This window comes from Agarivorans sp. Alg241-V36, from assembly GCF_900537085.1.
In the GTDB taxonomy this organism is placed as follows: Bacteria; Pseudomonadota; Gammaproteobacteria; order Enterobacterales; family Celerinatantimonadaceae; genus Agarivorans.
In genome coordinates this window covers 276,654-297,719 of sequence record NZ_UNRE01000002.1, presented here as the reverse complement: position 1 = coordinate 297,719, position 21,066 = coordinate 276,654, and the positions used below count along the sequence as shown (strand labels likewise).

The 21,066-nt window shown below is 45.2% G+C and carries 23 protein-coding genes; 8 read left to right on the top strand and 15 right to left on the bottom strand.

Annotated features, from left to right (window positions below):
- Nucleotides 1-113 precede the first annotated feature (113 nt).
- Nucleotides 114-1,337, top strand: a complete 1,224-nt coding sequence (locus G6R11_RS05815) for a threonine/serine exporter ThrE family protein (protein ID WP_163132145.1) — start codon at nt 114-116, stop codon at nt 1,335-1,337.
- Nucleotides 1,338-1,487: 150 nt separating this feature from the next.
- Here the strand turns inward: G6R11_RS05815 and G6R11_RS05810 are convergent, their stop codons facing one another.
- Nucleotides 1,488-1,748 (bottom strand): hypothetical protein, encoded by a 261-nt coding sequence (locus tag G6R11_RS05810; protein WP_016400309.1) that lies wholly within the window; start codon nt 1,746-1,748, stop codon nt 1,488-1,490.
- A 362-nt stretch (nt 1,749-2,110) separates the two neighbouring features.
- Here G6R11_RS05810 and ggt point away from each other — a divergent pair, with 362 nt between their 5' ends.
- Nucleotides 2,111-3,850 carry a gamma-glutamyltransferase gene (gene ggt, locus G6R11_RS05805; RefSeq protein ID WP_163132144.1) on the top strand — a complete coding sequence of 580 codons (1,740 nt, stop codon included), beginning with the start codon at nt 2,111-2,113 and terminating at the stop codon, nt 3,848-3,850.
- 55 nt (nt 3,851-3,905) lie between these two features.
- Here ggt and nqrM read toward each other — a convergent pair whose 3' ends face one another.
- The 11 genes from nqrM to G6R11_RS05750 form a co-directional block, all read right to left on the bottom strand.
- Nucleotides 3,906-4,142 (bottom strand): (Na+)-NQR maturation NqrM, encoded by a 237-nt coding sequence (gene nqrM / locus G6R11_RS05800; protein ID WP_163132143.1) that lies wholly within the window; start codon nt 4,140-4,142, stop codon nt 3,906-3,908.
- Nucleotides 4,143-4,159: 17 nt separating this feature from the next.
- Nucleotides 4,160-5,185: an FAD:protein FMN transferase gene (locus tag G6R11_RS05795; protein WP_163132142.1), complete on the bottom strand. Its 1,026-nt coding sequence runs from the start codon at nt 5,183-5,185 to the stop codon at nt 4,160-4,162.
- A 3-nt stretch (nt 5,186-5,188) separates the two neighbouring features.
- Nucleotides 5,189-6,412 carry an NADH:ubiquinone reductase (Na(+)-transporting) subunit F gene (gene nqrF, locus G6R11_RS05790; RefSeq protein ID WP_163132141.1) on the bottom strand — a complete coding sequence of 408 codons (1,224 nt, stop codon included), beginning with the start codon at nt 6,410-6,412 and terminating at the stop codon, nt 5,189-5,191.
- A 31-nt stretch (nt 6,413-6,443) separates the two neighbouring features.
- Entirely contained in the window at nt 6,444-7,052 is a 609-nt protein-coding gene (gene nqrE / locus G6R11_RS05785; RefSeq protein ID WP_163132140.1) for an NADH:ubiquinone reductase (Na(+)-transporting) subunit E, read from the bottom strand.
- A 4-nt stretch (nt 7,053-7,056) separates the two neighbouring features.
- Nucleotides 7,057-7,689 carry an NADH:ubiquinone reductase (Na(+)-transporting) subunit D gene (locus G6R11_RS05780; RefSeq protein ID WP_016400315.1) on the bottom strand — a complete coding sequence of 211 codons (633 nt, stop codon included), beginning with the start codon at nt 7,687-7,689 and terminating at the stop codon, nt 7,057-7,059.
- The gene (locus tag G6R11_RS05775) at nt 7,682-8,467 is read right to left on the bottom strand and encodes a Na(+)-translocating NADH-quinone reductase subunit C (RefSeq protein ID WP_163132139.1); all 786 of its coding nucleotides are present in this window, start codon (nt 8,465-8,467) and stop codon (nt 7,682-7,684) included. Before G6R11_RS05775 ends, G6R11_RS05780 begins: the two co-directional genes overlap by 8 nt.
- Nucleotides 8,457-9,674: an NADH:ubiquinone reductase (Na(+)-transporting) subunit B gene (locus G6R11_RS05770; protein WP_163132138.1), complete on the bottom strand. Its 1,218-nt coding sequence runs from the start codon at nt 9,672-9,674 to the stop codon at nt 8,457-8,459. Before G6R11_RS05770 ends, G6R11_RS05775 begins: the two co-directional genes overlap by 11 nt.
- A gap of 2 nt (nt 9,675-9,676) precedes the next feature.
- Nucleotides 9,677-11,017: a Na(+)-translocating NADH-quinone reductase subunit A gene (locus tag G6R11_RS05765; RefSeq protein WP_163132137.1), complete on the bottom strand. Its 1,341-nt coding sequence runs from the start codon at nt 11,015-11,017 to the stop codon at nt 9,677-9,679.
- A gap of 296 nt (nt 11,018-11,313) precedes the next feature.
- Nucleotides 11,314-12,384, bottom strand: coding sequence for a TRAP transporter substrate-binding protein (locus tag G6R11_RS05760; RefSeq protein ID WP_163132136.1), 1,071 nt, complete (start codon nt 12,382-12,384; stop codon nt 11,314-11,316).
- Nucleotides 12,385-12,415: 31 nt separating this feature from the next.
- Nucleotides 12,416-12,721, bottom strand: a complete 306-nt coding sequence (locus G6R11_RS05755; RefSeq protein ID WP_163132135.1) for a BolA family transcriptional regulator — start codon at nt 12,719-12,721, stop codon at nt 12,416-12,418.
- Between the two features lie 18 nt (nt 12,722-12,739).
- Nucleotides 12,740-13,414 carry an alpha-ketoglutarate-dependent dioxygenase AlkB gene (locus G6R11_RS05750; RefSeq protein ID WP_163132134.1) on the bottom strand — a complete coding sequence of 225 codons (675 nt, stop codon included), beginning with the start codon at nt 13,412-13,414 and terminating at the stop codon, nt 12,740-12,742.
- A gap of 11 nt (nt 13,415-13,425) precedes the next feature.
- On the opposite strand from G6R11_RS05750, the gene G6R11_RS05745 reads away from it, so the two are divergent.
- Genes G6R11_RS05745 through G6R11_RS05730 form a run of 4 tightly spaced genes read left to right on the top strand, consistent with a single transcriptional unit; the run spans nt 13,426 to nt 17,133 of the window.
- Nucleotides 13,426-14,568 (top strand): methyltransferase, encoded by a 1,143-nt coding sequence (locus tag G6R11_RS05745; protein ID WP_163132133.1) that lies wholly within the window; start codon nt 13,426-13,428, stop codon nt 14,566-14,568.
- Between the two features lie 22 nt (nt 14,569-14,590).
- Nucleotides 14,591-15,172, top strand: a complete 582-nt coding sequence (locus tag G6R11_RS05740; protein ID WP_163132132.1) for a YajG family lipoprotein — start codon at nt 14,591-14,593, stop codon at nt 15,170-15,172.
- Complete coding sequence (locus G6R11_RS05735) at nt 15,169-15,747, top strand: peptidylprolyl isomerase (RefSeq protein WP_163132131.1); 579 nt, start codon at nt 15,169-15,171, stop codon at nt 15,745-15,747. The genes G6R11_RS05740 and G6R11_RS05735 overlap by 4 nt, the downstream gene beginning before the upstream one ends.
- A gap of 27 nt (nt 15,748-15,774) precedes the next feature.
- On the top strand, nt 15,775-17,133 hold the full coding sequence (locus G6R11_RS05730) for an MFS transporter (RefSeq protein WP_163132130.1): 1,359 nt from the start codon (nt 15,775-15,777) through the stop codon (nt 17,131-17,133).
- A 2-nt stretch (nt 17,134-17,135) separates the two neighbouring features.
- On the opposite strand, the gene G6R11_RS05725 is transcribed toward G6R11_RS05730, so the two are convergent.
- The 3 genes from G6R11_RS05725 to G6R11_RS05715 form a co-directional block, all read right to left on the bottom strand.
- Nucleotides 17,136-18,380: an RNA polymerase sigma factor gene (locus tag G6R11_RS05725; protein ID WP_163132129.1), complete on the bottom strand. Its 1,245-nt coding sequence runs from the start codon at nt 18,378-18,380 to the stop codon at nt 17,136-17,138.
- Nucleotides 18,377-18,718, bottom strand: a complete 342-nt coding sequence (locus G6R11_RS05720) for a YciI family protein (protein WP_163132128.1) — start codon at nt 18,716-18,718, stop codon at nt 18,377-18,379. The genes G6R11_RS05725 and G6R11_RS05720 overlap by 4 nt, the downstream gene beginning before the upstream one ends.
- A gap of 183 nt (nt 18,719-18,901) precedes the next feature.
- The gene (locus G6R11_RS05715) at nt 18,902-19,384 is read right to left on the bottom strand and encodes a YajQ family cyclic di-GMP-binding protein (RefSeq protein WP_163132127.1); all 483 of its coding nucleotides are present in this window, start codon (nt 19,382-19,384) and stop codon (nt 18,902-18,904) included.
- A 163-nt stretch (nt 19,385-19,547) separates the two neighbouring features.
- On the opposite strand from G6R11_RS05715, the gene G6R11_RS05710 reads away from it, so the two are divergent.
- Complete coding sequence (locus G6R11_RS05710) at nt 19,548-20,462, top strand: ketopantoate reductase family protein (protein WP_163132126.1); 915 nt, start codon at nt 19,548-19,550, stop codon at nt 20,460-20,462.
- Nucleotides 20,455-21,015, top strand: a complete 561-nt coding sequence (locus tag G6R11_RS05705; RefSeq protein ID WP_163132125.1) for a DJ-1 family glyoxalase III — start codon at nt 20,455-20,457, stop codon at nt 21,013-21,015. The genes G6R11_RS05710 and G6R11_RS05705 overlap by 8 nt, the downstream gene beginning before the upstream one ends.
- Nucleotides 21,016-21,066: the final 51 nt, after the last annotated feature.

Here is a 21,066-nt window from a genome sequence, read left to right as displayed (position 1 = left end):
GAAAAATTCTCTGTTTAAAACACCAGAGGGAGTTTTTTATCTCAAGGCAACTACACCAAACGCCAATCTGTGAGATACAATTAAGCATCTGCTTTTTAGAATTAGCCTCCACATTGAAACAGTCAAGCTTTGAAGTAAAACGTAATTTCATTATCAGGTTGGGCAAGGCCTTACACAAATATGGTACGCCAGCATTTCGCCTTGAAACCCACTTGAGTAACGTGGCCGAGACTCTTGGGCTTAATGGCTATTTTTTAGTGACTCCCACCTCTCTCACTTTCGTGCTGTGGGCACCGGATGATACTCAAGAATACAATTATGTAATGCGAGTAAAACCCGGCGAAATTGATTTGGGTTTATTGGCGCGCACCAATCAGTTGGTAAAAAAGGTCACGGAAGAAGAAGTCAGCTTAGCCGAGGCCATAGAGCGGCTAAATCAAATGGCTAATCAACCGGCCTTGCATTCGCCTTGGGTTACCTGCTTAGCTTTTGCGATAACTGGCGGCGCATTTGCCATGTTAATGTCTGCCAATTGGAGCACCATTATTTGGTCGTGCTTGCTCAGTTGTATTTCATTTTATTTGGCTTATCGCGCCGAGCATTCTAAAGGTGTACATGAAGCGCTAGAGCCTGTAGCGGCTCTGCTTTGCTCCTTTGTGGCCGTGGCTATTTCTCAGTTTGTGCCGGATTTAAACATTCCCATAGTAGTGCTTTCAGCAATCATTATTTTCATTCCCGGCTTATCGCTCACCCTTGGTTTAAGCGAGTTAGCGGCGCGCGAGCTTATATCGGGCACCGCTAGGGTAATGGACGGCATAATGGTGTTGTTTAAGCTCTATTTTGGCGCGGTGCTAGGCATGGCCTTTGGTGCGCTAATTTGGGGGCAAGTAGACCTTCAATCTAGCTTTGTTAGCACTTGGTGGATTAAGTGGCTAGGCGTGGTGCTGTTATCATTAGGCCTTAGCGTGGTGTTTAAAGTACGTGCAAAAGACTTACCTTGGGGCATTCTTTCAGGAGTCATTGCCTATGCCGCCGCCTTTGCAGGTAGCGCCCAACTAGGTGAAGCCTTAGGCCCTTTTGTTGGGGCATTTATCGTCGGTGTTTATGCAAACCTATTTGCCAAATTAACTAAATCGCCGGCCTCGGTAGTATTGTTACAAGGCATTGTATTGCTGGTGCCAGGCAGTAAAGCGTATATCAGCTTAAATTCTTTGGTATTGGGCGAGTCAATGGTGAGCATCCCCAATATTGGGTCGCAAACATTTTTGATTTTTATGTCGATTGTGGCGGGAATTTTGTTTGCTAACGTAGCAGTGCCGCAACGTAGCTCACTATAAAGAAAAAAAAGGCGCTTAAGCTAGCACAGACTTAAGCGCTGGAAAATTATCGAGGATTAAAACTGCTACAAACTAGACCAAATCGCAGAAAAATTGGCCCCCGACAGCGTCCTAAAATTGGATCGGTTCACGAAAACATAAAGGAACTAACTATTCAGCTACTTCGCTGTTTTCAGGGTCTTCAGGTTGAACGGAAATTTCAAGGTTAATGAATTCTGCTTGGCTTAATACACCATCCTGGTCTGTATCAAGCTCGCTCCATACTTCTGTAAGGATTGGTAGTTCGGCAGCTTCTTCCATGCTTACCACCAAATCTTGGTTGGTATCTAGGTCTTTGAACACTTCACTATTCGCCGAGGCTAGGCTGGCTACAAATAGCGCTAACACTGGAAAGCTATACTTCAAGTTCATAAGAAACTCCTTGTTAAACATCTACTTCACTAAATGGCCGCTAACTAATATCAGCGGTTGACGAGGGTACATATAGCAAAGTGTGAACCAACTTTTAAATAATCAATAAAAACAGACAGTTAACAAACAAATAGAGTATTTAACCCACTCTATATGTCGCCAATAAGCGACAGCCAAACAAGCTCATAACGAAGAACTGGCCAACCGCGCGCCTTGGCGCTGTCGCCTATCTGCGTCACCACTTTGCGCCACGCCAAAGCCAAGTTAAAAAAGCATCTAAATTTCAAAGAGATAAACTACATATGGCGATTAATATTTGGGCTGCTACACTGGCTAAATAGCTTCCATAAAAAGGACGTATCATGTTCATTCGCAGTCTTATCGCTTCTACCTTATTGCTAAGCAATGTTAGCCACTCAAACAGCCAAAGCGCCGATGCTTTTGCTCCAGAACAGGCCAGCGGAGTTCAAGCGAAGGCTGAGGTAAGCGCCAAAAAATTCATGGTTTCGGCGGCAAACCCATTAGCTGTAGAAGCTGGTTACGAGGTATTAAAAGCTGGAGGCTCAGCTGTAGATGCCATGATTGCCGTGCAAAGCGTGCTTGGTTTGGTTGAACCGCAATCTTCAGGTATTGGAGGCGGGGCTTTTGTGGTGTATTACGATGCCTCCAAACAACAACTTACCACCTTTGATGCGCGTGAGACGGCGCCTTCAAAAGTCGATGCCAGTTTATTTTTGGACGAGCAAGGTAAACCACTAAAGTTTTATGACGCGGTGGTGGGCGGGCGCTCAGTAGGCACACCTGGAGTAATTGCGTTGTTTGAAGAAATGCATCAACGCTATGGCAGCAGCAATTGGCAAGACTTGTTTAAACCGGCGATAGGCTTGGCCAAAGAAGGCTTTCGAGTAAGTCCCCGCTTAGCTAAACTCATTGCCGGCGATGCCGAGCGCTTAGGTCGCTACCCAAGCAGCCGCGACTATTTTTTTGATGACGCAGCCGAGCCTTTGCGCGAAGGCCACTTACTCAAAAACCCCGACTACGCTAACACCTTACAGCTGATCGCCGAGCAAGGCGCTTCAGGCTTTTATCAAGGCGAGACAGCTAAAGCGATAGTTGCTGCGGTCAGCCAGCTCAATGACAACCCCGGCTTGCTTAGTGAGAAAGACCTTGCCAACTACCAAGTAAAACAACGCCCAGCGCTTTGCTCTGCTTACTTCCAATACTCAGTTTGTGGCATGGGGCCACCTAGCTCAGGCGCAAGCACTGTGGGACAGATCCTTGGAATTGCTGCGCATTACCCCTTGGCTGATTGGGGGCCAAACAATCTACAAAGCTGGCGTATTCTTGGCGATGCTTCTCGCCTAGCCTTTGCAGACCGTGGCGCCTACCTAGCTGATAGTGATTTTGTCGACGTGCCACTGAGCGGCTTACTAAGCCCTGAGTACCTCGCTAAACGCGCTAAGTTGTTAAGTGGTGATAAAGCATTAACCTCGGTAAGCCCCGGTGAGTTGCCACTAAGCGCCTATCGCAGCAAAGATGAGAGCCTCGAGCTTCCCTCTACTACTCACATCAGTATTGTGGATGCTAAGGGTAACGTATTATCGATGACTAGTAGCATTGAAAATGCCTTTGGCTCGAGAGTATTTGTAAAAGGCTTCTTGCTAAACAATCAACTTACTGACTTCTCGTTTGTCGCTGAGAAAAACGGAAAGAAAGTGGCGAATGCCGTGGCAGCTAATAAACGACCTCGCTCATCTATGGCACCAACCATCGTGATGGAGAACGAAAAGCCAATAATAGCCATTGGCTCACCGGGAGGCAGCAGCATTATCGGCTATGTCGCGCAGAGTTTAGTTAATCATTTAAGCTGGGGAATGAGCCTACAACAAGCCGTTGAGCAACCACATTTAAATAATCGCTTTGGCACTTTTGAGTTAGAAGTCAATACAGCCGCCGCAGACCAGCAAGCTGCATTGGAAGCCTTAGGTTACAAAACCAAAATCAAAGACATGACCTCAGGTCTGCAAGGAATTAGGATCTACCCTGATAAGTTAGTCGGTGCAGCCGACCCAAGGCGTGAAGGTGTCGCCAAAGGAGACTAAAACAAAAAAACAGCGCATAAGCGCTGTTTTTTGACAATTGATAAAGCCGCTAGCCTTAGATAATACGATGTTCATCTAACATAGCTTGGCGGGCTTTTTTCTTCTGCTCAACCAAGGCCATTTTGGCTTTGCGTTTATCGCAAGGCTCAGGGCAGTCACACACTTTTTCAATGCCTAAAGAAGCAATACCACCACAGCTTCCACTAATGGTTTTCTTCTGGAAAATGTAGCCCACAGCCATGGCTGCAATAACCACCAGGAAGAAAATGAATGTCACCAAAAAATAAGCCATTACGACTCCTTAATCTGTTATTGGACTACAAAAGGCACAAATTTGGCGCTGATATGCTCAACAAATTCGTTCTCTTGTTTCTCGATAATATACACAGCTAGCTGCTTCGCTTCAGCAAATTCCATTGCTTGCTCCACGCCCATCACGGTAAATGCGGTGGCGTAAGCATCGGCCATCATACTGGTCTCACTAATCACTGTTACCGAAACAATATGATTGGCAATCGGTTTACCGGTATTTGGGTTGATGGTGTGTGAATATCTGACCCCATCTTGCTCAAAATAATTTCGGTAATCACCCGATGTCGCTAAACCGTTATCACCCGGAGCTATCACCTTTTGTACCGCACGCTGTTCAGCCAAGGGCTTCTCTACAGCAATCCGCCAGCCAATGGCTTGGTCATTGTGACCTTTTAAACGTAGCTCGCCACCAATGTCTACCATGTAGTTCATGTAGCCTTCAGTTTCCAGCAAATCGGCAACACGGTCTACTCCGTGCCCTTTAGCGATGGCAGATAAGTCCACATAAAGTTCTGGCAAGTCTTTAGACAGTTTGCCAGCATTCAAACTTAAGTGATGATAGCCAATTTTAGCACGCGTCTGATCGAGCAACTGATCATTAGGTCGCTTCTCAGGGCGACCCTCAGGGCCAAAACCCCATAAGTTAACCAATGGACCAACGGTTACGTCAAAAGCACCATTGGAGTCTTCTGAGAGCTGCAAAGAGGCATCAATCACCAAAGCTAGATTATCTGAAATAGCCACCGCTTCATCATTGCTATGCTGGTTAAAGCGAGATAGCTCAGAATCTGCAATATAAGTAGACATCTCTTGGTTAACTTGCTGCAAAACACGGTCAATCTTAGCTTGCAGCTGGTCGCCCTCTGGCAGCTTAGCCTTAGGTTCAACTAACTTAATTTGGTAATAGGTTCCCATAGTGCGCCCTTCAATTTGTAAGGTATACAAATTGTCTTGCTCACTACAGCCACTAATAAAAAAGGCTAGCCCAAGCAGGGCTAGCCAATAATGCTTCACTAAACTCACGGTTTAGCCACCAAAGTCATCAAGCAAGATGTTTTCGTCTTCCACGCCTAAATCTTTAAGCATGTTAATAACGGCAGCATTCATCACTGGAGGACCACACATGTAGTACTCACAATCTTCTGGGGCATCGTGGTCACGTAAATAGTTTTCAAACAGAACGTTATGAATAAAGCCTGTTTTACCTTCCCAATCATCTCCTGGTTGAGGATCAGATAGCGCAACATGCCATTCAAAGTTTTCGTTCTCACCGGCCAACATATCGAAGTCTTCTTCATAGAAGATTTCACGGCGTGAACGCGCACCGTACCAGAAGCTAACTTTACGCTTGGTGTTCAAACGCTTCATCAGGTCAAAGATGTGTGAACGCATTGGCGCCATGCCAGCACCACCACCGATGAAGACCATTTCTGCTTCAGTGTCTTTCGCGAAGAACTCACCAAATGGACCCGAGATAGTAACTTTGTCACCCGCTTTTAGGTTAAAGATGTATGAAGACATCTTACCGCAAGGTAGGCTCATGTTATTTGGCGGCGGCGTAGCAATACGCACGTTCAACATAATGATGCCTTCTTCCTCTGGGTAGTTAGCCATTGAGTAAGCACGAATGGTTTCTTCATCAACTTTAGATTCTAAGTTGAAGAAACCAAAGTGCTCCCAGTCGCCACGGTATTGCTCTTCTACATCAAAGTCAGAGTACTTAACGTGGTGAGCCGGGGCTTCAATTTGAATGTAACCACCAGCGCGGAATGGAACTGATTCACCATCAGGAATTTGTAGTTTAAGCTCTTTAATAAAGGTTGCTTTGTTATCGTTAGAAATAACTTCACAATCCCATTTTTTCACACCAAAAATTTCTTCTGGTAAAGAAATCTTCATGTCTTGCTTAACATTTACCTGACAAGCTAAACGCAAACCTGTTGCTGCGTCACGCTTGCTAATATGATCTAATTCAGTAGGAAGAATATCGCCGCCACCTTCATGAATGTGTACGTGACATTGACCACATGAGCCGCCGCCACCACAAGCAGAAGATACGAAGATACCTGAATTACCTAATACACCCAGCAACTTGCTACCCGCTTGAGTAGTAATCGCCTTGGCAGGATCATCATTAATTAAAATTTGAATGTCACCAGAACTTACCAGCTTAGACTTAGCAAACAAAATGATTGTTACTAAAGCCAAGACGAGCAAGGTAAACATGGTTACGCCGAGAATAATTTCCATCGACTAATTTTCCTTGTAGTTATTGGCCGTCTTAAAGCTGAACGCCTGAGAACGACATAAACGCCATTGCCATTAAACCTACAGTGATAAAGGTAATACCTAAACCACGTAAGCCGTCTGGCACGTCTGAATACTTCATCTTTTCACGAATACCGGCTAGCGCCACAATGGCTAACATCCAACCAATACCACTACCTATTCCGTATACCAAAGATTCGCCAAGGTTGTACTCACGCTGAACCATAAACGACACACCACCAAAGATGGCACAGTTAACGGTAATCAAGGGTAAGAAAATACCTAGCGCTTGGTATAAAGCCGGGAAGTATTTATCCAATACCATTTCTAGTATCTGTACTAACGCAGCAATAACACCAATAAAGGTAATGAAGCCCAAAAAGCTTAAATCAGCATTTGGCAAGCCTGCCCAGCCTAACGCACCAGGAGCTAATAAGTTGAAGTAGATAAGCTGGTTTACTGGTACTGAGATACCCAATACCACAATAACCGCTACACCCAAGCCAAATGCAGTTTTAACTTTCTTAGAAACCGCTAGGAAGGTACACATACCTAGCAAGAAAGCTAAAGCCATATTTTCAATGAAAATAGAGCGAACTAACAAACTAATATAATGTTCCACTCGATTACTCCTTCGGCTCTACTTGCTCTGGGTATGCGGTGCGCAAAGCCCAAATCAACAAACCAATAATGAAGAACGCCGAAGCAGGCAATAACAACAGACCATTTGGTTGATACCAACCGCCATTGTTAATTAGCGGCATAATCTCAATACCAAATAGTGAGCCTGAACCAAATAGTTCACGAACCGCACCTACCGACATCAAAATTGCACCATAGCCCAAACCGTTACCAATACCATCTAAGAAGGATTTAAACGGTGGCTCTTTCATTGCGAAGGCTTCAGCACGGCCCATTACAATACAGTTGGTAATAATCAAACCAACAAATACCGAGAGCTGCTTAGAAATGTCGTAAACCACTGCCTTAAGCACTTGGTCTACCACAATTACCAATGAAGCAATAATCGCCATTTGAACGATGATTCGCACACTGCTAGGAATGTGATTACGAATCATAGATATGAACAAGTTAGAGAATGCGGTAACAACAATTACGGCTAGGGTCATTACAAACGCAGTTTCTAACTTACTGGTTACCGCTAATGCAGAACAAACACCAAGCACTTGCAGCGCGATAGGATTGTTTGCAAAAACAGGCCCAAATAGAACCTTTTTGGTTTCCTTAGCATCAGCCATTGTTTAGGCCTCCCTGTTGCAACTTGGCAAGGAACTTACCAAAGCCTTTATCACTTAACCAAAACTTGAAAGTAGCATCGACACCGTTACTGGTAAGTGTTGCACCCGATAAACCATCCACTTCGTAAAGTGAATCAGCCGGAGCACTACCCTTAATCACAGAAATCGCAGTATTGCCGCTTTCATCAAACAGCTTCTTACCGATGAACTTGTCTTGCCACAAAGGATTAGCTACTTCGCCACCTAAACCAGGCGTTTCACCTTGGTCGTAGTAAACAATCGCATCAACGGTATTGCCGTCTGGCTGAATAGCCAAGAAAGCGTACATTGTTGACCAAAGACCACGACCATGTACTGGCAAAATAACCCGTTCAATTTCACCTTGAGCATCTTTAACAAGATACACGCTAGCAAGGTTAGAACGACGCACAATGCCTGCAATATCTTCATCGCTAGATAAGCGAATACTAGTAGCAGGATCTTTCGCTGATTTACGTTGTTCGAAAGTCGCTGGGTCAATTTGGTCTTGAGCAACAAACTCACCGGTTTCGATATCAATTACCCGCGGCTCAATAACCTGCGAATAAACTTCTGCTACATTTCGGCCATCTAGCGCTACGCCAGATACTGCTAGAATGTTTTTCTGCTTATCTTCAACCGCATTCTGTTGTTGCATGCCACGTAGGCCAACTGCCGCAAGAGATACCACAATTGAACATACTAAACTTACGCCAACAACAACCTTAATGGTTTTGGCTAAGGAATCATTACTGGCCATCGCGAGCAAGCCTCCGTTTGATATTGGCTTGAACTACAAAGTAGTCAAAAATTGGAGCAAACAAATTAGCGAACAAAATTGCCAACATCATGCCTTCTGGGAATGCCGGGTTAACTACGCGAATTAACACCACCATCACACCAATTAAGCCGCCGTACCACCATTTACCTTTGTTAGTAAATGAAGCTGATACTGGGTCGGTTGCCATAAAGAACATACCTAATGCAAAGCCACCAAGTACCAAGTGCCAATGAGGAGGTAATTGGAACATCATGTTGCTGTCGGAGCCAACCATGTTCAATAGCAAGCTGCTAATCACCATACCAACCAATACACCAGCAACAATGCGCCAAGATGCAATGCGGGTGAAGATGAGGAACAAACCGCCTAGCGCTAACAAGAAGGTTGAGGTTTCGCCACTTGAACCTTGAATAAAGCCAAAGAATGCGTCGCTCCAAGAGATACCTTGGTCAACCAAACCTTGCATGCCTTCTGCTGCAACTACGCTCAACGCTGTTGCGCCAGAGTAACCGTCTACCGCGGTCCATACCGCATCACCAGAAATGGCAGTTGGGTAAGCAAAGAATAGGAAAGCACGACCAGCCAAAGCAGGGTTTAAGAAGTTTTTACCAGTACCACCAAATACTTCTTTCGCCACTACAACACCAAAGGTGATACCTAAGGCTACTTGCCAAAGCGGCATGGTTGCAGGCAGTGTAAGTGCAAATAAGATAGAGGTAACAAAGAAACCTTCGTTAACTTCATGACCACGCACAGAAGCAAACAATACTTCCCAAAAGCCACCTACGGCGAAAGCGGTTAGATAAATAGGCAAAAAGAAAATTGCCCCATATATCATCGACGCTATCCAGCCAGCTTCAGCGCCCGTTGGAACACCTAGCATGCTAATCAGCGCGCCATGCCAATCGTCAGGCACAGTTCCTGCGCCAGCAATAATTGCTTCGTTAGCTTGGATACCCGCGTTGTACATGCCAAAGAACATAGCTGGCATTAACGCAACCCAAACAAAAATCATGATACGTTTTAAGTCAATCGCATCACGTACGTGAGTATTTTTCTTAGTTACCAAGCCTGGCGAGTATAAAAACGTCGCGATAGCTTCGTACAAAGCGAACCACTTTTCATGCTTACCGCCAGGTAAGAATTGCGGTTCAATCTTTTCAATATAATCTTTCATACTGCTCATGCTTAACCTTCCTTCTCAATCTTGGTCAAACAATCACGTAGCACGCTGCCGTACTCGTATTTGCCAGGACACACAAAGGTACACAGTGCCAAATCTTCTTCATCTAGCTCTAAACAACCTAGTTGTTGAGCACTGTCGGTATCATTAGCCAACAAATCTCGAAGCAATAGAGTAGGCAAAATATCTAGCGGCATAATGCGCTCATACTGACCAATTGGCACCATTGCACGCGCACTACCACCGGTAGTTGTTGTGAATGGGAACAATTTGCTCTTATTAAGGCCAGAGATAAATATTCGCGCTAACGAGAACTTACTGGTACCAGGCACAGCCCAACCCATAAACTCTTTCTCATAGCCTTCTTCCAGCGCAACAACTTGTTGGTGATAACGACCAATATAAGCGTGAGGACCAGTAGCATGATTACCCATAAGCACTGAGCCAGAGATAACGCGGTGCTCGCCGTCAACCAGCTCTCCATCGGTCAACTCAACAACGTTAGCGCCTAACTCGGTACGCACTAAACGAGGCTCTTTAACCACCGGACCAGCCAAAGAAACAACACGTTGGTTGTAAATTTTGCCGCTAGCAAACAGGTGACCAAATGCAATCACTTCTTGGTAAGAAAGCGTCCAAACTGTGCGCTGAGCACTAGCAGGTTTTAAGGTATGAATATGTGTTCCAGCTAATCCTGCTGGATGTGGACCAGCAAATTCGTGCTCTTCAACACGGGCTGCATCCGACTTAGGCAAGCTATCGTTTGCTTTACAAACAAATACTTCCCCAGCAGTTAAACGAGACAAAACACGTAAGCCTGTTAAATAAGCACTTTCGTTTTGGTCAATTACTACTTTTGGATCGGCAGCGAGAGGGTTAGTGTCGATGGCGGTAACAAAAATGGCAGAAGGTTCTGAGTCTACTGCTGGCACTTTGCTGTATGGACGAGTTCGTAAGCCGACCCATTGGCCTGACTTAACTAACTTGTCTACAATCGTAGCGCGATCTGCGCTATCGATTTCTGCATCGCTAAGGGCACCAAAATCAATACTATCGCCGTCTTGTTTTTCAATAACAACAGACTGCAATACACGTTGGGCACCACGGTTAATTTCTTGAACAACGCCAGCACAAGGTGCAGTAAATACAACGCCGGGGTTCTTCTTATCTTCGAACAGCGTCTGACCTTGGCTTACCACGTCACCCACTCGAACTTTCATTGTAGGACGCATGCCTACATAATCTTCTCCGAGTACAGCAACTTTGGTAATAATAGACGCGTCTACTATTTGCTGTTTGGGACCGCCTTTTATCGGCAGATCCAGTCCTTTATTTATTGTAATCATACTCTCTTACACATGTGTTGGGTCGGAAGACGAGCGATGATTTCTGCGTAACTTTTGTACTCAAAATTGGGTAGTTCAGCTAACAAGTCTTAGACATTTAACTAACAAGACACAGAAATCGCGTGTATTCTAGCACCAATTAATCCTATTTCTCCAAAGAAAAAGGCCAAAAACCTAACCTATTCGACTTAAGTGTTAGCGGATTGTTAACAGACTTGTAAAACAAGTCATGCTTCCACCAAACAAAGCTCAAATTGCTGACATATCACCATAATTATTTTGTGGTAATTTTTAGCCTATTCTAAGGTTGTTGGATCCAGCTCCACTTGATTGTACTTAAGTACGCCAAATTGAAACCGCTGATAACTATTGAGAACCTTTTCAAAGAACCGATCCTGCTGGGCTAACTCTTGGATCACTTCAACACTGTAACTTTTAAGCGAAGCAAGCACGTCATCGGGGTAAGCCAATACCTCTACGCCATGCTCGTTGGCCAGCACATTGAGCGCTTCTATATTGTAGACCACATATTCGTTAAGGGTTTCTTGATTAACGACTTTGGTGGCATTTTCAACAATTCGTTGTAAATCAGCAGGCAAGGCGGCAAAAGCATCTTGGTTTATTACAAATTCTAAGGTGGTACTGGGTTCGTGCCAGCCTGGGTAATAGTAGTAAGGAGCTACTTTATGAAAACCAAACGCTAGGTCGTTGTAGGGCCCTACCCACTCAACCGCGTCTAACTCACCAGATTGCAAAGCAGTATAAAGCTGCCCAGCGGGTAAATTAGTCGGCTGTCCGCCAGCTAGCTCAAGGACTCGCCCTCCCAAGCCAGGCAAGCGCATTTTCAAGTCTTTAAAATCAGCTATCTTAGTGATTTTTTTATTGTACCAGCCACCCATTTGCGCGTCGGTATTGCCGCCCGGAAATGGAATGATGTTATGCGGAGCGTATAGCTCTCGCCACAGTTCTAAACCCCCACCAAGATAAAGCCATGCATTAAGCTCTTTGGCTCGCATACCAAAAGGTACAGAGCTAAAAAAAGCAGCAGCAGGTAGCTGGTCTTGCCAATAGTAAGCAGCACTATGGCCCATCTCAGCTTTACCTTCAGACACCACCTCAAATACCTCGAGAGCCTGATAGAGTTCACCAGCACCATATACATTTACTTGCATACGGCCATTGCTCATGGCGGCCACTTCTTCGGCAAAGCGGTCGGGCGTTGAGCCTAAACCAGGTAAATGTTTGGGCCACGAAGTCACTAAAGTCCATGTGTGTTCAACCGGTTGAGACTCACCCTGCTCTGCAGTGCGGTCTAAACAGCCATTTAACAGCAGCGCCAATAGCGCCACTTTTATATATACCCGCATTAAACAATCCTTATTTGATGCAGTGTTTTAACTATTGTCCGCCACGACACTGTGGAGAATCAGGTACTTGCTGTTGCTCAGCCCATTGCGCTGGAGTAAGAGTATGCATCGCCAAGGCGTGAATTTCATTTTGCAGTTCTTCTGCCAACAACTGATTTACCGCACGATGGCGTTGTAGCAGGCGTTTTCCTTCAAATGCTTCACTTACAATGGTTACTTTAAAGTGGCTTTCAGAGCCTGCAGGCACGTTATGCATATTACTCTCATTCACCACTTCTAAATGCACTGGCGCAAAATGTTGCTGCAGTTTATTGGTGATTAGTGTTTCAACCCGCATCATTACTTCCTGTATTAATTAGTCATTGGGCATTGTATAACGAAAAGTGAAATTGATCCTCGGCTGTTTTACTCGTAAAGCCTTAGGCAGGCTATGTTGCCACTGGTCTTGGCATAAACCATTCATGACCAGTAAATCACCTTGCTCTAATAAATACTCATGTTGTTGGTCTTTTGATTTATTGCGAAATAAAAAACGTCGAGCATGGCCCAAACTTAGCGAAGCAATCACCGGGTGTTTACCCAATTGTTTTTCGTTATCACTATGCCAGCCCATGTAATCGTGTCCATCTCGATAGTAGTTGAGCAATACACTATTAAACTGATGACCACTTTTTTGCTGTACTGCGAGCTTTAAGGGTAATAAAAAACTCGGCCAAGCCATTGGTTTACGCCACTCACCGGAATAACGATAGGCGGTATTTGCATCACCAATCCACAAGGATAGCCGCGGCTCAAGGCAAGCTTTGCCAAATAGTTTGATGGTATGTTGTTGCCACGGTAAACCACTAAGCGATTGTCGATAAAGCGCTTCAGCATATTCGGCCTTTAACCAACGCTGATGATGAACAATGTCTTCTAGTTTAGTATCTTCTGCTAGCACCACGTACGACAGCCTATTTCCATATGGGTGTTGCTTTAGTTTAGCCCCCAACTTAGATACACTGCTGCCACTAATCAAGGCCTGCAGCATACAAATCCAATATGAGTCATGAATTGCAAATTAACTCGCTCAAATTGAGCTTATCGCGCTACCCAAAACAAGCGGCTAGCGACTTACAAGCATGGAATGCAGCTGACGAATTAATGCTCAACTTTGCCTTTGAGCAAACTAGCGTGCCTCAGCAAATACTCATCATGAATGATGAATTTGGCGCCTTGGCTTGTGCACTACTCGCTCATCCCCAATTTGCCAATAGCCAAATACATTGGCTAAGCGATTCTTTTATTGCTCAGCAAGCCTTAGCAGAGAACCTACAAGCGAATAATCTTCATGCTAATGAGCGGCTCCAGCGACTAAGCAGCACCGATAGCCTTCCCGCATGTGAGTTGGTGTTAATGCGCCAGCCCAAAAGCCTCAACTATTTGGAATATCAACTGATAGCATTGCAGCAGATACTATCGGCAGATAGCCTATTTGCCTGCGGAGTCATGTTAAAGAACTTGCCTAAGTCAGTATTCTCCTTGTTTGAAAAACACCTTGGCAAAGTCACAACCTCATTAGCAAAGAAAAAAGCACGACTGCTGTTTGGTCACTATCAAGGTATTCACTCGGCTAATCCTTATCCTAAGCAATGGAAGGTGGCTGAGCACCAATTTAGCTTGAACGACCACGCCAATGTGTTTTGCTTTGGCAAGTTAGATATTGGCAGTCGTTTTTTGTTAGACAACTTCCCGCAAGGTGATTTTAATCAGGTTGTCGATTTGGGTTGTGGTAACGGCCTGCTCGGTTTGCAAGCGCTCAAACACTACCCCAACGCTCAGGTCTCTTTTTGTGACGAATCAGCAATGGCGCTAGCCTCGGCTAAAAACAATGTGGCGCTTAACTTTCCCGAGCGTATCAACGACTGTAGCTTCAATCATGACAATGCCTTACAGCATCAAGCCGATGGCAGTGCCGACTTAGTGTTGTGTAATCCACCCTTTCATCAACAAAACACCATTTCTAGCCATATTGCGCTGCAAATGTTTCGAGATGCTAAGCGTTGTTTGCGCAGTAACGGGCGCTTGATCGTGGTGGCCAATCGACACTTGGGCTATCACCCACTGTTAAAATCTTACTTTGGCGGTTATAAGTTACTGGCGAGTAATAGCAAATTTGTTATTCTGAGCTGCACTAAGCGTTAATCCACTCATTAAGGTGAACAACTTGAAAACTCAGTTTTTATTGCCCGCTTTGCTAATAGGCGGCGTATTAGGCCTTAGCGCCTGTAGCAGCCAACCGCAACAAGTAGCATTAAGCCCAAGTGTTGAAGTGAATGACCAGGCTCAACACTCAATAATTGCAGCAATAAAATCTCAAGATCTACGCAGCAATCGCTTTTTAATTAGCATTCACCAAGAAGGTGAAGAACAAGCCGAGCTAATCTCAAGCAGTAGCAACTTACGCCAAAGCATCGAGCAACAACTTGCTGCTGCCTGGCAACAACAAGGTATTGGTTTTGTACCAGACTCACCAAACCTGATTACTATCGATATACTAGAGCTTGCCAACAAGGTAGAAGAAAGCAGCGTTAAACATGCCGCCAGCTCAACCATGCGTTTAAAGGTCACTATCGATACCCCACACAAAACCTTAACTAAACAGTTTCGTTCTACCCACACTAACGAAGGCGCGTTTTCCGTCAATGTAACTAAACAAAGTGAAGCCATGAGCTCACAGCTGTCTGAATTACTAACGCAAATCGCCAACGACCCGCAACTTATTGAAGTATTGGAGTATCAATTATGAACTTGGGCCTTATTCGCAGCACTTTAGTTGCGTTCGTTTTTGCCAGCTTAAGCCTTAGCGCTAGCGCTCAAACCTTAAAATTCATCACCAATCAAGGTGAATTTGAAATGGAACTAAAAGCTGAAGCAGCGCCTAAAACTGTAGCCAACTTTTTGCGATATGTAGAAGATGGCAGCTTTAAAGGCACCTTGTTTCATCGCACTATTTCTAACTTTATGGTGCAAGGCGGTGGCTACTCAATAAATTACGAGAAAGTAGATACCTACCGTCCTGTAGAAAATGAGTCGAAAACCGGCTTAAGCAATAAGCGCGGCACAGTAGCAATGGCTCGTACTAACGACCCACACAGCGCTACTCGCCAGTTCTTTATTAACGTTAACGACAATAGCTACTTAGACGGCAGCGCTAACAAATTTGGCTATACCGTATTTGCTGAAATCACCTCTGGCATGGATGTGGTCGATAGAATCGCAAACAAGCCAACCAAAACCGGACCAATCCCTGGAATGCGCAATGTTCCGATGGAAAAAGTCATTATCGAAGATGTATTAATTGTTGACGAAAGCCAGCCTTAATCTCGCCTCTTACTAACCGAGCTATAAATGAACTCATCGCTTAATTGGTCTCAGACCTTACGTTCTTATTTAGATAAACGATTGCTTTGGGTATTTATGCTCGGTTGTGCCAGCGGTTTTCCGTGGGTACTTATTGGTTCAAACATGTCGGGCTGGCTTACCGATGCCGGTTTATCCCGCTCAGCCATTGGTTTTTTTGGTTCAGTATTTACCGTTTATGCCATTAACTTTTTATGGGCACCGCTAGTAGATAGGGTAAAGCTGCCAGTTTTATACCCATGGCTTGGCCAACGCCGCAGTTGGATTTTTCTCTGCCAGGGCATCGTTTTACTGTGTACTTTTGGCATTGCCCAGTTTGATCCAGCCAACAGCCTAGTATTTACCTCACTGCTTGCTTTGTGCATTGCCACCGCATCTTCTACTCAAGACATTGCCATTGATGCCTACCGTATCGACAGTTTCGCCAATGCAGAGTCACACCGCTTACCGCAAGCCTCGGCCATGGCTGTGATTGGTTGGTGGACCGGCTATTCCTTACCGGGTTACCTAGCCTTCATTAATGCCGACAGCATCGGTTGGAACGGCGTCTATTTAGGTATGTGTTTTATTGTGGCCTTGCTGATGCTATTTACCGTGCTAGTGAAGGAACCTGTAAGTAACCGCGAAGCCTTGCAACAACAAGCAGAGCAACGCCATGCCGAATACCTTGGCACAAGATCGCCCTTGCTAGCATGGCTAACAGTAACTGTGGCCGAACCCTTTTTAGATTTTTTCCGTCGTAATGGCGTGCGAGTAGCAATCACCTTGTTGCTGTTTGTATTTCTGTTCAAAATTGGCGAAGCCTTTTTAGGCCGAATGTCGATAACCTTTTACCGCGAAGTGGGTTTTAGTAATGAGCAAATTGGCCATTACTCTAAGCTTATCGGCTGGGGAGCCACCGTAGTATTCACCATTATTGGCAGTGCATTTAATGTGCGTTTTGGCATTATTAAAGGGCTAATATTGGGTGGTATCGCCATGGCTAGCAGCAACTTAATGTTCGCTTGGATTGCCTCAGCTGGCCCAAATGAGCAATTATTCCTAGCCACCATTATCGTCGATAACTTTACTAGTGCCTTTGCAACCGTGGCTTTTGTATCATTTTTAACGGTGTTAACCGGCCAAGCTTTTTCTGCAACTCAATATGCCTTGTTAGCTAGTTTGGGGAACTTGGGACGCACCACCCTCGCCTCCTTCAGCGGTAGCTTGGCAGATTACTTAGAGTCTTGGCCGCTATTTTTCATCTTAACTGCGGTAATGGTCATCCCAAGCCTGATTATGTTACTTAGCTTAAAGGGCTATTTTACCAAGATACTGGCACACAACGCCTCCAGCAAACAGAGCTAAGCCTAGTCTTTAAGAGGCGACAATCTCCAGCGCTTGGCCAACAAGCGCCGAATGTTTTCACTGGGAGCATGGCTAAGGGCCAACTGGGCGTTGCTCTGAGCTGTTTGTTCATCACCACTGCGAAGCTGTAAGTCAGCCAACACCGCATACCAATGATAAGAGCGACTTAACCAAGCCGGTATTTCGCTGTTTTCTAGCTCCGCTAAGCCAGCCTCTGCCCCCTGCCATTGCGCCAAGGCCACCGCCCGATTAAGAATATGAAACGGTGAAGGTGCAAGTTTTTCAAGCAAGAGATAAGACTCAACGATTTTGTGCCAACGGGTCTCGGAAAAAGATGCTGCTAGACAATGTTCAGCGGCAATGCCAGCTTCCAGGTGGTAGCGCGATATATGCTCTCCTTGCGCCGAGCGCTGCAAACAACGTAAACCTAAGGCTATTTGTTGCTGATCCCAGTTACTACGATCTTGCTCCTCCAACAGCAGCAATTCGCCTCCCTGCTGCCTGGCAGCTAGGCGAGCGGTGTTTAAGTGCATCAGTGCTAACAAGGCATAGCTTTCGGGGCAATTTCCTAGTGGGTGCTGGCTTAGTCGCTCAGTTAAGCGAATAGCTTCTTCACATAAGTCTTGGCGAATCGATAGGTCTTCATGAGAAGACAAATAGCCTTCGGTGAACAGCAAATATAAGGTTCGATACACCGCTGGCAGGCGCTTTTGCAAATCGTGTTCACTCAAGCTGTCCAACTGAAGTGGCTGTTGTTGTAGATGTTTTCTGGCGCGACTAAAACGCTTGTAGGCATTAGCTTCACTGATAAAAAGCCGCAAGGCGGTTTCTTTAATGCTAAAACCTACCAAGCTTTTTAGGGTGAAAACCAGTTGCGATTCCACCGCTAGCTTATCGTCACAGGCAACAAACAACATCCGCAACAAGGCATCATTGAGCTCCTTGCTAAGGGGCGGTTCATCGAACTCTTCGCCATGTTGCTCTGCAGATTGATCCAGCAAGCTCGAGTGAGTTTGCTGCTGGCGAAATTGCGACAACAAATGACGCAAAGCGACTTGATACAACCAAGCAGAAGGTTTGTCTGGCACCGCTTGTTTTAACCAGGTATCTAATGCTTGCGTCATCGCCCACTGCACTGCATCTTCTACTTGATCAAAATAGTTAAAACCAAAGCGGCGCACCAATAGCGCCACGAGTTGGCCATACTCGTGACGAAATAAGTGCTCTACTTGCCCATGCGAACTCAAGGTTTGCTTATTTCTCGCAGTTCGATACTGGTATCTGCATTTTCGACCATAGGGCTCGCTTTAATCACCTCGATGGCTTCTGCTAAATCGCTGGCGGTAATTAACATATATCCACCAACAATTTCTTTTACCTCAATGAAAGGACCATCTTTAACTTCATCACGATTAACAACCGCCCCTTCGCTTCCTAGCTTACCGCCCATATCCACAATGTTGTCGGCAAACTTAGTTTGCCAAGCGTTAAATTTGGCGTACATCACTTCCATATCACTGGCAGATAATTGTTCACAACCACCAGAGCCGCTGCGAAGTAAACACATATATTGTTTATTGCTCATCATTTCACTCCATTAAAATTCATATTAATCAGTGAAGCATACTTCACCGACATAGTAATGACGTTTCAGCAATTAATACTTGGACACTTTGTGGAATATTTTTCTAAAAGTTTTTTAAGCTTAACTAAGAGCACAAAAAAACCGCCAATTGGCGGTTTAGTTTATTCAATAAGCAAGGGCCGTTTAATCGCGGAAGTTATTGAACTGAAAAGGCTGGTCGTATTCACCACTGCGAACCAAAGCCATAGCGGCTTGCAGGTCATCACGTTTTTTACCGGTAACTCGAACTTGCTCACCTTGAATCGAAGCCTGCACTTTTAGCTTGGCATCTTTAATCTGCTTAACCACTTTTTTGGCAGTAGGCTGGTCGATACCATTTTTAAAGTTAACTACTTGAGAGTGAGTTTTACCGCTGCGGGTTACTGAGGCTAAGTCTATCGATTTAGCATCTACCGAACGTTTTACTAAGGTGCCACGCAAGATATGTAGCATTTGCTGTAGCTGGAATTCAGCTTCGGCAGTCATTTTAATTGACTCGTCTTTGTATTCGAAGCTGGCTTCAACGCCACGAAAGTCAAAGCGTGTTTCTAGCTCACGTATTGCGTTATCACAAGCATGGCGAACTTCGTTAGCGTCTATCTCAGAAACAATGTCAAATGAAGGCATGTTTTCTCTCCCCTAAAATCTGGTCTTCTGCGAAAATTGCTGCATTATATCTCGATAGCACAAAAAGAGTATCACTTGCGACTAGGCTAGCAGCGATTAATGCTAAGTACCTGCCAAAACACCTAGATTAGTGTGAACAAACTTAAAGGATTAACAACCTTAGATGTACGACTATGCAATCATTGGCGCAGGCGCTGTTGGCGGCCTATTTGCCAGCTTACTTAGCCAAAATAAACAGCAGCTATGTTTTGTTGACTCGCGCCTAAGCCAAACCAGCTCGCTTGAACTGCAAGTTGATAGTATTGAGCAAGGGCTAGTTTACAATAAGTTTAAGCTATACAATCGCTTACCCGCGTGTCGTAGCTTACTAGTTTGTGTGAAAGCCCATCAAGTTAACAGCGCTTTATCCTCACTTGTTATTCCAAGCAACTGCAAATTGATGTTAGTGGTTAATGGCATGGGGTCACACCAAGAGATCTTAGAAAAGCTATTACCACAGCAGCTATATTTGGCGAGCAATACTCACGGTGCGCTGATACAAGAAAAAGTTGAAGAAAAAGCCAATATCCAACTTAAGCTTAAGCATACGGGATTAGGTCACTTAATCGTTGGGCCTTACCTTAAGAACGCTGCTAAACCCAAAGACTTCATAAAACTTGAGCAAGCCTTACCCAGTGCCAATTGGCAAAGTGATATTTACCCTTTTCTTTGGCGAAAACTGGCGATCAATTGCTGTATTAACCCGCTCACCGCTTTGCACAACTGTAGAAATGGCGAACTGCTAAGTGCAGAGTTTCAGCCAGCGATCAGCGCGCTCTGCCAAGAAGTTAGCCAAGTGGCTGCATCTGAACAAATCATACTCAGCGCCGAAGAGCTTCAACAAACAGTACTGCAAGTAGCAAGCGCCACCGCCAACAATTTTTCATCGATGCAGCAAGACATCCATCATCAACGGACGAGTGAAATAAACTACATTAATGGATATGTGGTGAAGCAGGCTGTTAAACATGGTTTTGCCTGCCCACACAATCAGCATCTGTTGCAACAGATTCAGCGCTTGGAGAAGCACAATGACTAAAGTAATGGTAGCCATAGCCTCTGGCAGTGAAGAGATAGAAGCGGTGAGCATTATCGACGTATTACGCCGAGCAGAAATTACCGTTGATGTAGTGAGTATAGAAGCTGACAAGCGCTTAGAAATTGTGGCCTCTCGCGGCGTAAAACTAGTGGCCGATCTGCATATTAGCGATATAGACCCAGCAGACTACCAGATGCTGGTTCTGCCCGGCGGCGTTCCCGGCAGTGAAGCCTTTCGCGACTGTGAATCACTCATTAACATACTCAAGCAACGTAAGGCTAAACAATGGCTAGCCGCCATATGCGCGGCGCCAGCGATTGTACTGGCAGAGCACCAACTACTTGGCGATGCCGATGTTACTTGCCACCCAGGGCTTCAGCAGCAACTGCCGCAAAGCCAATTAAGTGAAGAAAGAGTGGTGGTTGATCAAGCCCATTGGCTCATCACCAGCCAAGGGCCTGGCACAGCCATTGAATTCAGCCTAGCCTTAATCGCTCAGCTAAAGGATCAAGAGAGCGCCGAGCTTGTCGCCGCCCCCATGGTATTAGCCTAAGCGGCACTGCCGATTCACATAAAAGCCATACTAAGTATGGCTTTTACTCTG